Origin of the sequence: Streptomyces sp. NPDC004542 (genome assembly GCF_040610035.1) — a bacterium.
Lineage (GTDB): Bacteria > Actinomycetota > Actinomycetes > Streptomycetales > Streptomycetaceae > Streptomyces.
Map to the genome: position 1 here is coordinate 1 of NZ_JBEXLP010000136.1, position 13,447 is coordinate 13,447.

The 13,447-nt window shown below is 68.2% G+C and carries 13 protein-coding genes and 2 pseudogenes; 11 read left to right on the forward strand and 4 right to left on the reverse strand.

The genetic code is table 11. The features are described 5' to 3' along the window. The 8 genes and pseudogenes from ABZX30_RS36110 to ABZX30_RS36145 all read left to right on the forward strand — a co-directional run. Positions 1-691, forward strand: a pseudogene (locus tag ABZX30_RS36110) (hypothetical protein); the annotation flags it as partial. 239 nt (positions 692-930) lie between these two features. Next, positions 931-1,161, forward strand: coding sequence for a hypothetical protein (locus tag ABZX30_RS36115; protein ID WP_355942086.1), 231 nt, complete (start codon positions 931-933; stop codon positions 1,159-1,161). Between the two features lie 87 nt (positions 1,162-1,248). Beyond that, entirely contained in the window at positions 1,249-2,049 is an 801-nt protein-coding gene (locus ABZX30_RS36120) for a hypothetical protein (protein ID WP_355942089.1), read from the forward strand. Between the two features lie 12 nt (positions 2,050-2,061). After that, a complete protein-coding gene (locus ABZX30_RS36125) occupies positions 2,062-3,600 on the forward strand; it encodes a radical SAM protein (protein WP_355942092.1) in 1,539 nt (512 codons plus the stop codon). Next, the gene (locus tag ABZX30_RS36130; protein ID WP_355942095.1) at positions 3,597-4,256 is read left to right on the forward strand and encodes a dTMP kinase; all 660 of its coding nucleotides are present in this window, start codon (positions 3,597-3,599) and stop codon (positions 4,254-4,256) included. The genes ABZX30_RS36125 and ABZX30_RS36130 overlap by 4 nt, the downstream gene beginning before the upstream one ends. Further along, positions 4,253-4,696, forward strand: a complete 444-nt coding sequence (locus ABZX30_RS36135) for an NUDIX domain-containing protein (protein ID WP_355942098.1) — start codon at positions 4,253-4,255, stop codon at positions 4,694-4,696. The genes ABZX30_RS36130 and ABZX30_RS36135 overlap by 4 nt, the downstream gene beginning before the upstream one ends. 218 nt (positions 4,697-4,914) lie before the next feature. Continuing rightward, positions 4,915-5,364, forward strand: coding sequence for a hypothetical protein (locus ABZX30_RS36140; RefSeq protein WP_355942101.1), 450 nt, complete (start codon positions 4,915-4,917; stop codon positions 5,362-5,364). Positions 5,365-5,797: 433 nt separating this feature from the next. After that, the gene (locus tag ABZX30_RS36145) at positions 5,798-6,343 is read left to right on the forward strand and encodes an ATP-binding cassette domain-containing protein (protein ID WP_355942104.1); all 546 of its coding nucleotides are present in this window, start codon (positions 5,798-5,800) and stop codon (positions 6,341-6,343) included. Between the two features lie 2 nt (positions 6,344-6,345). On the opposite strand, the gene ABZX30_RS36150 is transcribed toward ABZX30_RS36145, so the two are convergent. Both ABZX30_RS36150 and ABZX30_RS36155 read right to left on the reverse strand, forming a co-directional pair. Continuing rightward, complete coding sequence (locus ABZX30_RS36150; protein ID WP_355942107.1) at positions 6,346-8,049, reverse strand: recombinase family protein; 1,704 nt, start codon at positions 8,047-8,049, stop codon at positions 6,346-6,348. A gap of 234 nt (positions 8,050-8,283) precedes the next feature. After that, complete coding sequence (locus ABZX30_RS36155; protein ID WP_181802840.1) at positions 8,284-8,667, reverse strand: transposase; 384 nt, start codon at positions 8,665-8,667, stop codon at positions 8,284-8,286. Positions 8,668-9,167: 500 nt separating this feature from the next. Between ABZX30_RS36155 and ABZX30_RS36160 the strand changes: the two genes are divergently transcribed. After that, positions 9,168-9,995 (forward strand): alpha/beta hydrolase, encoded by an 828-nt coding sequence (locus ABZX30_RS36160; protein WP_355942110.1) that lies wholly within the window; start codon positions 9,168-9,170, stop codon positions 9,993-9,995. 41 nt (positions 9,996-10,036) lie between these two features. After that, positions 10,037-10,215: pseudogene (locus ABZX30_RS36165) on the forward strand (IS110 family transposase); the annotation flags it as partial. A gap of 246 nt (positions 10,216-10,461) precedes the next feature. Here the strand turns inward: ABZX30_RS36165 and ABZX30_RS36170 are convergent. Together ABZX30_RS36170 and ABZX30_RS36175 are read right to left on the reverse strand one after the other, a co-directional pair. Then, positions 10,462-10,905: a VOC family protein gene (locus ABZX30_RS36170; RefSeq protein WP_355942113.1), complete on the reverse strand. Its 444-nt coding sequence runs from the start codon at positions 10,903-10,905 to the stop codon at positions 10,462-10,464. An 811-nt stretch (positions 10,906-11,716) separates the two neighbouring features. Further along, the gene (locus ABZX30_RS36175) at positions 11,717-12,316 is read right to left on the reverse strand and encodes a TetR/AcrR family transcriptional regulator (RefSeq protein WP_355942116.1); all 600 of its coding nucleotides are present in this window, start codon (positions 12,314-12,316) and stop codon (positions 11,717-11,719) included. Between the two features lie 307 nt (positions 12,317-12,623). Between ABZX30_RS36175 and ABZX30_RS36180 the strand changes: the two genes are divergently transcribed. Then, positions 12,624-13,373 (forward strand): SDR family oxidoreductase, encoded by a 750-nt coding sequence (locus ABZX30_RS36180; protein WP_266593867.1) that lies wholly within the window; start codon positions 12,624-12,626, stop codon positions 13,371-13,373. Positions 13,374-13,447: the final 74 nt, after the last annotated feature.

Genomic DNA, 13,447 nt, shown 5'->3' on the forward strand with positions numbered 1-13,447 from the left:
CACCATCGTCATCCACACCATGACGCCCAGCGACTGGGAAAGCGCTCACGAGCGCAGCTCAGAGCAGTTCTTAGCGGCGGAAGCCGTACAGCTGGGCGTGACTTTCAAGATGAAGGCCAAGATCAAGCGCCAGGTCAGGATCGCGAGCATGCGCATGCTGTGGCCGGCGATGCTCGGCCAGGCCGTGGCATTCGAGCCCGGTCATCCCGAGCTGGTCATCGTGCCCGAGGCACTCCAGCACGCTGGCCAACTCAATAACGATCCCGTCCTGCACAAACTGCTTGGGCACGAGATGACGCACCTGGCACAGTACGCTGCCAGCGAAGGTGCGATGTGGGCGGCTCAGGACAGCTATTTCCCGGATCACCGGGGTATCGCGGACCGGGAGTACCAGTGGCTGCTGGAGGGGCACGCCTATTGGGCAGATCGGCGGATCACCTCCAAGATCTTCGGGGAGCCGGTGTCGACCGACGAGCCCAGCCCTGACGCCTCCGCCCGATACCTCACGCTCTACACGAGTCCTCTGCGCGCGCCTATTGTCGAGATGCAGCGCCGGGCCACCGACAGCGTGACCCAGATCATCGACACCTACGGCCTGGAGGGGTTCAACCGGGTGTGGACCACCCCCGACCTTGTGCCACTGAAGGCCGAAACCAGCGCGCCCGAAATTTGGCAGAAGCGCTTCGGATAACCGCGTACAGCGGCCGTCCATAACTCGGCAGGGGGCGCAGGCGGAGACGGTGCTGGGGCCCTACGTCCCCATTGCGGCCCCCAGCACCGCGGCCCTGACCACCGGACAGATACCAAGCCCGCCCGCACCAGACCTAGGCAGTCGGCACGGGCGGAACGCGGCGCTGGGGTCACACCCCCTACGTGCTCCAGCGCCGCCTACTCACCATCCGAACTCATTCCGAAGGGGCCACTCAGTGGATGGAGTCGATGGTGCACCAGGCCGTGATAGAGCCGCACACGGTCACCCTGTTCGTGCGCGGCCCACGCCGCAAGAAGCTCTCCCACGCGGCCGAGGAGCTGATGCCGCCCCGGGAGAGCTGGCCGGCGGCCGCCATCTCGGGGGACGCACCGGAGGAGTCCCGGCCGTGCACGCTCGCCGAGTACCAACGTATGCGCGCCTACCTGATCAACCGCGAGCTCATCGGCTGACTCCGCCATTTCCGTGGCCGCGGCGTGTCGCACGGATGTGACGCGAGAGGCTACGGCGAGCAGTACCGGCACACCGAGGAGCAACCGATGAGCACAGTTCTGACCATCGATCACCCCGCCTGGCAGGCATACGAGGACGGTACACGCGCGCGTGCCGTCCATACGGCCTCCGGCATCTGGACCGTGTCGCACGACCGGGACGGCCTGCACATGGCGTGCGTGGACGGCACCGAGGACGTCAAGCCAGAGTTCATCACCACCGACCCCGCCAACCTCCCGCCCGCCGCCCCGGCCGCCCTCCGCGAAGGCCTCACCCTCGGCGTCACCCAGCGGCTCGCGAACCCGTGGCTGTGGGACGCGATCACCACGGCGATCCTGCGGCAGGTCGTCCGCGCCGACCAGGCCCGCAAGGTGTACCGCACCTGGTGCAGCACCTACGGCACCACCGTGGAAGGCCCGCAGGGGCCGCTCGCCGCGGTGCCCACGCCGGCCACGGTCCTCGACCTGACCGACGAGCAGTTCGCCGCCGTCGGCGCCAAGTTCCACCGCACCGCCCTGCTGGCGGCCGCAACGGAGTACGAGCGGACTCACCGCGACTGGGAGGTGCTGCACGCCAGCGACCTGGCCGCCGGACTCACTCGTATCCCGCGCATCGGGCCGTGGACCGCCGCAGCGGCCGCCACGGACTACACCGGCGACTTCAGCGCCTACCCGCACGACGACCTGGCCGTGCGCACGTGGGCCGCCAAGATCGCCCCGGCCTACCCCTGGCCCGGCAAGAAGGACAAGGCGTTCGGACCGCTGTGGACCGGATGGGCCGGGTCCGACCGCACTGCTCTGCACACCCTCACCCTCGCGACCCTCACCTGGGGGGCGCACGCCAGATGACATGGAGGACCCATGCAGCAGTTACCGATGATCGCGGGCGCCGACAGCCGTCACACGCTGGACGCCCTGTTCATCAACGCTCCGCTGCGTGACTACACCCTGCGGCCCCGGACCAACGACTACACCCTCCCCGTACTCGGCATGGCGTACATCGCCACCTACGCCCAGCAGCGCGGCTTCAACGTCGGCGTACTGGATGCCGAAGCGCACGGCCTGGGTATCGAGGCGACGGCCCGAATCGTCAACGAGGCTGCGCCCCGTTGGGCGGCCATGAACCTCCTCGCGCCTACGTACGAGATGTCCGCGAGGATCGCCGACCAGCTTGAGCCGGGCATCGCGCTCATGGTCGGCGGCCACCACGCCAAGGCCATGCCGGACCGGGTCCTCGCCGACCCCCACATGCGCCACCTGCGCGCCCTGGTCCTCGGTGAAGGAGAGCTCCGCGTCGCCGCCCTCCTGGAGGACGAGCAGAACCGGCATACGCTGCCGGGCGTCCTGTGGCGTGACCATCTGCTCGGCACCCGGGCCACCGGTATCCCGGACCCCAAGAGCAGCGCGGCATTGCTGGGCCCCGACATCAACAGCCTGCCGTACGTCAACCGCGCCTTCCTGCCCCAAGATCCCTACCAGGCCGCGCCGACCGTGACAGACCGCCGCCTGGCCGGCCAACGGCCCTGGCTCCGCCTGATCAGCCCTCAAGGGCACTGGGAGGCCAACATCGTCGGCAGCCGCGGCTGCCCGTACAACTGCACCTTCTGCGGCGCCGCCCTCTCCGCCAACCCCGACGTCTCGATCCGCGTGCGGTCCCCGGAAAACATCATCGGCGAGCTCGACCAGCTGTACGACCAGTACGGCGTGACCGCCTTCCGGTTCGTAGACGACCTCTTCCTCGGAGTGGGCCGAGTCATCGATGAGCAGATGGACGCCTTCACCCGCAACAAGATCGGCGACCGGTACGTGTGGGACGCCACCGGCCGGATCAATGTCCTCGACCGGCTCACCGACGCCGACCTGGACCGCCTCGTCACCAACGGGCTACGCGAAGTCGCCCTCGGTATCGAGTCCGGCAGTGACCGCATCCTGGCCGCGATGGACAAGCGGATCACCGCGGAGATGACCGAACGCGTTGCCCGCCGGCTGGTCGCCCACGGCATCGGCGTAAAGGGGTACTTCATCCTCGGATTCCCCGGCGAGAGCCGAACCGACCTTGACGCCACCGTGCGGCACATCCGCAACCTGTGGGCCATCTCCGACCGGCACACCGGCGACGTCCGCGCCAGCGTCTTCGAGTTCCGCCCTTACCCGGGCACATCAGTCTGGAAGACCCTCACCGACGAGGGCGGCTACAACTCGGATGACCTCCTCGCCTACGGCGACGTCGACCTCACCGGGGACGGAGCCGACGAGTCCATGCGCCAGTGCGACGAATTCAACTTCTCCGTGAGCATCCAGTTCGGTGATGTGCCTCTGACCGAGGTCCGTTCCACGCTCGCCATGCTCACCCGGGAACAGCACCAACGGAACCAGGCAGGGATGGGAGAGGCCGCATGACCGGGGGCCGCCACGGCTTCTTCGTCTCGATCGACGGGCCGAGCGGGGTGGGGAAGTCCACCACGATCCGCGAGCTCCGCGCCCTGCTCTCCGCCCGGGCCATCCCTGCCCAGTGGACAGTCGAACCGCCCCGCGGGGACTTCCTCGGGAACTTCACCCGCACGCACGGCGGTCAGCTTCACGGCATGGCCCTGGCCTGCCTCGTCGCAGCCGCCCGGTACCGGCACGTCGAGACCACCATCGACCCCGCCCTCAGCCGCGGCGAGCTGCTGATATCCGACCGGTACATGGCCTCGACCCTCGTCCTTCAGCGGCTCGACGGCGTACCGATGGACTTCCTGCTCTTGCTCAACGATTACACCCCAAAGCCCGACTTGGCGGTGATCCTGACCGCCTCTCCCGACACGATCGCCGACCGCATCACCCAGGCCGGCATTACGCACCGATTCCGGGCCGACCCTGAAGCGCCCGCCCGGGAGGTCGAGCTGTACCGAGACGCCGCGAACCTCCTCGAAGACCTCAAGGCCAAGGTGCTCGTGATCGACAGCACCGCCATCCCTCCATCGGAGGTTGCGCGTCGAATCGCCGACGCGCTCCCCACCAAGCCACTACCTTCAGATGCTTCAGCCACCACCCCAACCCCCCAGGAATCATGAGCGGACAGCCGGCACAGCCCACCATCGACACCCACGTCCTTCTCCGTGACGGCGACAAGATCCTTCTCTCGCGGAGAGGCGGCCCCTACGGCTACCGCCGGTGGCATCTGCCCTCCGGCAAACTCGACCAGGGCGAACCCCTCACCTTCGGGGCAGCTCGCGAACTGTTCGAGGAGACCGACGTCAAGGTCGACCCCGACCACCTGGAGCTCGTGCACGTCGTGCACCACCGCCAGGAAGACGGCTCCGACCGCATCGGGTTCTTCTTCACGGCCACCGAGTGGGAGGGAACGCCCACGAACAAGGAACCCGAGAAGTGCCTGGCGCTCCAGTGGTTCGCCGATCATGATCTTCCCGAGGACATCATCGAGTACCCGGCTGCAGGCATGTACGGCTGCCTCAACCGAACCAGCGCCCTGACGCTGCACGGCTGGCAGTAGCTGCACGGCAACGGCCGCGCCCCAGACGGCCCCGATCGTCCACTCCCCCGTGGTGGATGGGTGGGGCCCTTCCGAGCCCAGGAAAGGCCCGCTCACTCGAACGAGTGAATCCCGGAGAGGTGAGTTGACCCGCTTCCAGCGGCCCCCCTGCCTTTCTGCGGCAGGGGGCCGCATAATCCTGTGTGCCGACCGGCGGGCGGGACCTCTACACCAGACGGGTGACCGCGGAACCCGCTCCCGCTGTCGGCCCCGCGCCGGTCATGCGGCTCATCGATAACCAGCGCGACCACGCCCCCGGCCTTGCCGCCACCGTTCGTCGTCTCCCGTCCGTCCTTGCCCTCACCATGCGGCTGGCCTGGCATGCCGACCGGCGCGCTCTGGCCGGCATGCTCGCCTCCCAGGTGACGGCCGCCGTCCTGGCCGCGCTCGCCCTCACCGCGACGACACGGTTGGTCGCCGCCGCCTTGGACGCGTCCACCGCCTACGGCCGCAGCGAGCCCATCGGCCCGGTCCTGCACGTCGCTGTGAAGCCGGCCGTGTGGGTCGCGGTCGCGCTCGCCGACACCGCGCTCGCCGACACCGCCGCCCGCGCGCCCGCCGCTCGCCTGAGCCCCGCCGTGTTCCGCGAGGCCGACCTGCGCGTCCTGGACGCGGCCGCCAGCGTCTGATCGCCTACGAGCACCCCGGCTTCGAGGACCGGCTCGACGCCGCCGGGAAGGGCGCGGAGTCGGCCCGGGACCTGGTCCGGGGCGTGCAGAGCACGATCTCCGTGCTCGCGCAGCTCGTCTCCGTCACAGCCGTCGTTGCCTACCTCGACCCCATCCTCATGGGCCTGCTGCTGACGGCCGCGCCGCGGGCCTATGCGTCGCTGCGTGGCGCGCGCCTGGAGCACGAGGCGCTGGCAGCCGCCCGCTCCGACTCCCGTCTGCGGCAGACGCTGCGCGGCTACAGCACCGACCGCAACACCGCGGCCGAGATCCGCGCCGCCGGCATGGGCCCGTTCCTGTCCGTGCGCTACCGGCAGGTGTCCGACCGGCTGGCAGCCGCGGTGCGCGGCCTGCGCATCCAGCTCGCCGGTGACGCCGTGGTCGCGTTCACCCTGTGCGGCGCGTTCGCCGTTTCACCCTGTGCGGCGCGTTCGCCGTACTGGGCTGGCTCGTCGCCTCCGGGCGCCTGGAGGCTGCCGCCGCTGGCACCGCGCTGTTCGCGCTGCGCGCCGCGACGGCCGCGCTCACCACTCTCACCAGGGCGCTCGCGCGAGTCTTCCGCACCGGCCTGTACCTGGACGCCTGGGCCGCGTTCCTCAACGAGGCGGTCCGGCACCGTACCCACCGAGGCACCCGCCCGCTGCCGGACGACGGCCCCGACGTCATCAGCGCGCGAGGTGTGACCTTCACCTACCCCGGCAGTGACCGTCCGGCCGTCGACGGCGTCGACCTGGATCTCAAGCGTGGTGAGATCGTCGCCCTGGTCGGCGAGAACGGCTCCGGCAAGACCACCCTCGTGCACCTGCTGACCGGCCTGTACCTGCCGGACTCGGGGGAGGTGACATGGGACGGCATCAACGTGGCCGATGCGCCGGCCGCCGACGTGGGGGATCGCCGAGGTAAGCCCAAAAGGGGCGACGGGATGATCTTGAAGTTCTAGAGTCACCGTACGGTCTGCGGTTGGGCCCGGGGGCCGGGGAGTTCGCCGGTCTGGAGGGCGGCGAAGTCGGCGTGGGCCGCCTCGACGGCTTCGGGGTACGCCTCGCGCTTGGCGTGCTCGGCGAGTGCCCGGTAGACGCTGGCGACGGACGGGCTCAGCCCTTTGCGCTTGCCGGTAGGGATGATCAGGTCGGGCTGGATCTGCTCGACGGACTCGCCGTTCGCGCGGCGCCGCAGCACGGTGTGGAGCATGTCGTCGGTGATGACCGGCGGCCGGCCGCCGTGCTTGCCCTTGCGGGCCGCGGTGTCGAGCCCCTCCAGCGTAGACTCCCGGATGTTCTCCCGCTCGGTCTCCGCCATCGCCGCGAAGAACGCGAACAGCAGCGGCGCGGCGCCGGTGGGGTCGTAGATGCCGGGCAGGGGCCCGGCGAGCATCTCCAGGACCAGGCCATGGGCGGTGAGGTGGTCGGCGAGCGCGGTGAGTTCGGCGGCGTCGCGGCCGAGCCGCTTCATCTCGTAGACGGTGAAGATGACCCGGCAGTGCGGTGCGTGCGCCTTGATCTCCCGCGCCGTACGCAGTGCCGCCTCGAACTGGGGGCGGACCCGCACCCGGGTGCTGATCTTCTCGCTGAAGATCTTGTCGCGGGGGGTGCCGTGCGCGGTGAGCGCGTCGAGCTGGGAGCCGAGTTCCTGGCCGAGGGTCGAGCAGCGGGCGTAGCCGATGCGGATGTCCGCTCCCGGGATGTCCGCGAGGGCCGGAGCCGGGGGCGGGGTGCCGGGCCGCCAGGGCTTGCCCGGGTTGCGGTCCGCGGGGGTCGGCACCCGCAGCGCCTTCTTCAGCCGGGGCACAATGGTGAAGCGGCGGGTGTGGTACGCGGAGGCGACCGCGCCGCCGCGCGAGCGGCACGGCGAGCCGGGCTGGGCGTCACACTTCGGACAGGTGTGCTGCTCGATCTCGTCCGCGTCCGACCGGTCGGCCGGGGAGGGGTGCTGAGGGTCCGTCATGGGCCCGGATTTTCGCACAATGCAACTCTCAGAAGGGGGTCCGTCCCTCTTTTGAGTGAGAACGGGTTCTGCAAACCCGTACCGGTCTCGGCAGATGACCTTCACCTCGGGATGGCCCTGGAGCCAGGCGGCCAGGTCCTCGCCCTCGCGGCCGTCGTAGAGATGAAGCGGCCGGTGGGTGGCCATATCGATCAGCACGGTGCCGTAGTGGCGGCCCTTGCGGAAGGCGAAGTCGTCGACACCAAGCACCTCAACCTCGCCGATCTCCGGTTCGGGCAGGGCCCGGACCATCCGCAGCAGGGTGTCCTTGCCCACGGTGATGCCGACCGCGGCCGCCAGGCGGGCCCCGGCCCGGCCGGCCAGCGCCAATCCGATCTGGATCAACAGCCCGCGCAGCAAAGGGGTATAGCGGCCGTGCGGAGTCGTCAGCCCCGCGATCTGCTCGGCGAACGTCACTGCCGCACAGGCGGGATTCTCACAGCGGAAGCGGCGTATGTGTAACTCGATCACGACAACGAGACCGCCCACGGCGGCATCACGCAGCTTGCGTACATACCCGCCGTGCACCCGCGACGAGCTACGACCGCAGTGGCAGGCCCCCGTCGTCGACCGCGCTCGTGCCCGCAGTACTACCTTGTCCGGCCGTCGCTCGACCTCCTCGATCAGCAGCGCGGACAGGTGCGGAAACAGCTCCAGGAGCACATCACGAGAGCACCCGATGCATGATCGCGAACAGTCGGCACAGCCCGCTCAACCGTCCGGATCACAAGATCGTCGACAGAACCAAGATCCGGGACGGGCAGGTGGCCAACAGGCCGATCTATGTTGCGATCGCGGTCACCGCCGACGGCTACCGCAGCCGGCACGCGGCGGTGATGCCCAGCGCATCCTCGACGCCGGCGAAGGCGTCGTCGGTGACCGGGGCGGCGGCGTGCGTCAGTCCGCGCCCTCGGAGATCATTTCCAAGAGCGCGGAAGCTTTTCCCATGACTTCCAGCGCGGCCTTGTTGCGGGCCAGTTCCTTCTCCAGTCGTTCCACCTGGCGGCGAAGCTTCTCGTTCTCCGCCTCGGCAGCCGGCTTCTTCGGCCTTGCCGGGCTCGTGCGCTGGTCGACCAGCTTTTCCAGGGCCCCGGCATCCCTCGCGGCCCGCCATTCCTTGACGTGCGAGTGGTACAGCCGCTCGCGGCGCAGGACCGCGCCCTTCTCATTCTTGGGCGCGGCGTCGTACTCGGCCACGATCCGTAGCTTGTACTCGGGACTGAACGTGCGGCGTTTCGGCCGGGGCGCCGGGTCGGATCCGGCGGGAGTGGTGCTGGTCATGAGGGGGTGGTTCTCCTGTCGTGCCCTCTCAGGCTAACCCGACGAAGCGGAACGTCTCACCCAAGACTGACAGAGAGGGGCCCGGCCAGGTCACCTGCGAGCAGCAACCCCGCCGGACCAGCACCGACAACCAGCACGTCAACGTCGGATCCCATGTCGTGCCCTCCGCACGTCACAGAACGAGTAGTAACGACCCGTGATCACCTGGCTGCCGCCCGCCACCGGTGGTGATGTTCAGGGCGGGTGGGTGACTGTGCCCGGAGTTCACTCGGGTGGCGTAACCGGTGAATTCTCCTGACCGCAAGGACCACCGTACGAGACAGACCACTTCCTCGCCTGTCAGGCAACGACCGTCCCACTCGTACCGAAGCGGTGGTTCCAGACGCGCTGAATCGCTGCCCCGCAATTAACGTTGACCTCATGCGGCGCCGCTTTCGCGTCACATCCCCGGAGGGCGTGACGTAAGGGGCCCGCGAGCGGACATCGAGAGGAGCGCAACCATGCCCTTCGCCACCGCCGAGGACGGCACGCAGATCTTCTACAAGGACTGGGGCTCGGGCCAGCCCGTGGTCTTCTCCCACGGCTGGCCGCTCACTGCCGACGCCTGGGACCCTCAGATGAAGCTCACGGTGGACAACGGATTCCGCGCCATCGCTCACGACCGGCGCGGTGGCGGCCGCTCCGGTCAGCCCTGGGACGGCAACAACCTCGACACGTACGCCGACGACCTGGCCGCGGTCATCGAAACCGAAGACCTGCACGACGTCATTCTGGTCGGGCACTCCACCGGCGGCGGCGAAGTCACCCGCTACATCGGCCGGCACGGCACGGCACGGGTCGCCAAGCTGGTCCTGCTCGGCGCGATCCCGCCGCTGATGCTGAAGACGGAAGCCAACCCTGAGGGCCTGCCGATCGAGGTGTTCGACGAGATCCGCCAGGGTGTGCTCACGGACCGCTCGCAGTACTACAAGGACCTCAGTGCCCCGTTCTACGGTGCAAACCGTGAGGGCTCGACCGTCTCCCAGGGAACGCGGGACGAGTTCTGGCTCTGGAGCATGACAGTCGGCATCAAGGGCGCCTACGACTGCATCAAGGCGTTCTCCGAGACGGACACCACCGAGGACTTGAAGAAGGTCGACGTGCCAACACTGATCGTGCATGGCGACGACGACCAGATCGTGCCCATCGTCTCCGCAGGCGCCAAATCATCCAAGATCGTCAAGGGTGCGCAGTACAAGGTCTACGAGGGCGCACCTCATGGCCTTGCGATGGTGCCCAAGTACGCCGAGATCTTCAACAACGACCTGCTCGAGTTCGCGCGCAGTTAGCGGCGGCCGCCCCCGAGTTATGTTTTCCGTGGTCCTGCAAGAGGATCGCCGGCCTCCGGGATGAGAGGTCCGACGCGAAGTTCGGCACCGTGCTCGTGCTCGTGGACCAGCCCGCATCCATCGGGCCCCGCCCCATAGGGTCGCCCGGGCCGCCGGCTGCAAGGTCGCCCACCTGCCCGACTTGTCCATGCGGCGGATCGCCGATCTCTACCCGGGAGAGCGAGCCGGCCTTTGTCCCGGACAACGTCGGCTAGAGCGCCCATCACGGGCACGGGATCACCCGGCCGGGAAGAAGGTCTTCGACAAGCAGCTGCCCGACAGCGAGCCGAAGCTGCGGGCCGTCTTCGAGAAGCTGGCCACTACGTCCGGAACGGCTGAACCTGGCTGCGTGGTCAGGGCGATCGCGCGCCGTCTGCACTGTGAACGTCTGGCCGTGTGCCGGGCGGAGCGCGATCGGTGCGCCGTGTCAGCCGATCGGGCTTGCGCCCTGCTGGAAGACGTTGATGAGATTTCCGTCGTTGTCACGGATCGCGGTCGAGATGCTGCCGTCGCCGAGGTCCATCTGCTCCCAGACGGTCGTCACGCCCAGATCACGGAAGGTGCAGGTCACGCTGGCGAGGTCCTCGACACGGAAGACCAGGGCCTTGTTGCCGATCGGGCGGATGTGGGCGGGGGGCTCTGCCGTCAGTTCAGGGATCCGCACACCGTCTGCGGGCTGAAGGAGCTCGAGCCGGAACCCGGGACCTTCCAGGAAGGCGACGTCCGCTCCGATGGCGTCGAAGCGGGACTTCGCCAGCAGGGTGAGGCCGAACACCCGGTTCCACCACTGGATCGACGCGTCGAGGTCACTGACGGAAATCGTCACGTTGTGCAGGCTGTAGGCGAAGGGCGGCTGGGCAGCGGTGGTCATGGCGATCACGTTTCGTTAGGCGTATACAGTCGTTTGCGGTGGGGCACGCGAAACCCTCGCGCAGTCCCGCCCGGCTTCTCCCTGCCGTGCAGCGGAAAAGTCTGTGCCCGTCTACCGCCGACCCGACGTCCAATTGCAGTAGCGAATCCGCGGGTCGCAGCCCAAAGATAAGCCTTATGGACCGTACAGTCAAGAACATATGTCCTCTTCAGGTACATCGCGAAGTTAGTGCATCAAAGCGCCAATTGATAGCTTGCCGCCAGCATGCGGAAGACAGGCACGAACAAGGTCCTGCGCGGACTTGGGGAACTGGAGGCCCCGCTCCCAGTACTCCGTGGGACACGGTCCGGCACCTTCGGCCGCCAGAGCATCGTCCGGCTGGCGGTGAGGCGCAGTCGATGGCACAGCCGTACGGCTGGAGACGGCCCGCTCAGGGGCACGGCGAAAGGGGGCAGACCGTCAACCGCGCTGAGACCGGCGGCCGGACGAGCCGTGGGGGCGCTCGGAGGGCAGGTGTGCTGGACGCTCGCCCACCAACTCAAGCAGGCCCACCTGAACAACTGCTTGTCGCCGCTTCACCTGTGGAAGGTGCCAGCCTGCAGGATGGTCAGTGTGGCTGGGGCGGAGTTCTTGGCCCTACCTTGAGGCGACTCGCGTTGGCCCCGCTCAAACCGGACACACCCCGGGGCGACTTCAGCCGGCTCCGGCACTCACCAGGGAGAAGGCCCGGAAGTGGGGCCACGGCAAGCCACCCGTGAACGCCTGCGTGGAGCCACGTCGGACATGGGGCCAAAAATCCCGCCCTGGCCAGTCAGTGCCGGGACAGCTGCTTGAGAGCGGCCTGGCCTATCTGCAGCAGAGCCGAGCCGCCCATGTCGGTCTTCGCGAGAAACTCGATGCCCTGCATGACCGCGAGGAGCAGTCGCCCGAGCTCCTGAGCGTCCGCGCCCGGTTCGACCGCCCCCTCGTCCTGGGCTTCCTTCACGCAGGCGATCAGAAGATCTTCGACCGCTTGGTAACTGGTGCGGGCCCGGGAGACGACATCCGGATCATTGCTGTGCAGCTCGGACGTGCTGTTGACCAGAAAACAGCCGCGCCGCTGCGGGTCCTCCGTGAATCCCGTGACCACCCCCTCAATCAGCAGGGTCAGGCGTTCGAAGGCCGTACCAGGCCCGGCGAGGACCGCCCGGACGCCCTTCAGCTGTTCGTCGCGATAGCCGTCCAACACGTGCAAGAACAGCTGCCGCTTGTCGCCGAAGGCCCCGTACAGACTTCCCTTGCCCAGTCCCGTGGCGTCCGTCAGGTCCTGCAGTGACGTAGCCGCGTAGCCCTGATTCCAGAACTGCTCGCGCGCAGACTCCAGAACCTGGTTCTCGTCGAAATTCCGCGGTCGTCCCATGTCCAACAGCATACGCCCTTCTTGACCTATCGGTCCAGATTGTGAGATGTCCGGCGCGCGCGGCACACAGGTCGGCGGGGCGCGTGGCGCACAGCTCGCCCTCCGGCTTTCCCGGCACCCTGGCGGACGGGCTGACACCGGCCGACCTGCCGGCGCTCCGAAGTGTGGATGCGGTCACGTTTTTTTCCGTTCGGTCCATAACGTGGTTCTTTACCGTATGGTCCATAAAGAGGGCTCGGAGCCGTCCGGTTCGGGCTGTAACACCGCAGTGACACTTGGTGCACGACTTGGAGTCCGCACCGGACAGGGGTAAACGATCATGGGACAGCTTGACGGGAAGACGGCGGTCGTCACCGGCGGCAACAGCGGAATCGGACTGGCCACCGCCACGCGATTCGCACGTGAGGGCGCGCACGTGTTCATCACCGGCCGCCGGCAGGAGGCTCTCGACGCCGCGCTGGTCGAGATCGGTGGGGAAGCCACCGCCGTCCAGGGCGACGTCGCGAACCTCGCGGACATCGACCGCCTCTACGCGGCTGTCGCCGGGCAAGGCCGGTCCATCGACGTACTGTTCGCCAACGCAGGCGGCGGTGAGTTCGCCGCTCTTGAGCAGGTCACCGAGGAGCACTTCGACGCCACCTTCAACATCAACGTGCGAGGCATGCTCTTCACCGTCCAGAAGGCCATTCCGCTGCTCAACGACGGCGCCTCGGTGATCCTGACCGGATCGACTGCCGCTACCTCGGGCGGCGCGGCCTTCGGCGTATACGCAGCCTCCAAGGCCGCGGTCCGCTCCTTCTCCCGCACCTGGGCCAACGAACTCAGCGGCCGCGCGATCCGGGTGAACACCCTGGTTCCCGGCCCGATCGTCACCCCGGGCATCACCGGCCTGGCCGCGGACGCCGACCAGGCCGCGAAGATGAGGGACGTCTTCGCCAGCCAGATTCCGCTGGGCCGGATGGGGCACCCGGACGAGGCCGCAGCTGCCGCACTGTTTCTCGCCAGCAGTGAGAGCAGCTTCGTGACCGGATCCGAGCTGTTCGTCGATGGCGGCCTCAACCAGATCTGATCGCCGCAAGAGAATGCATCGTGCCCGCCCCGGCGAAGACAAGAGCGTGTCCGCGTCGCGGTCACACCGGTAGT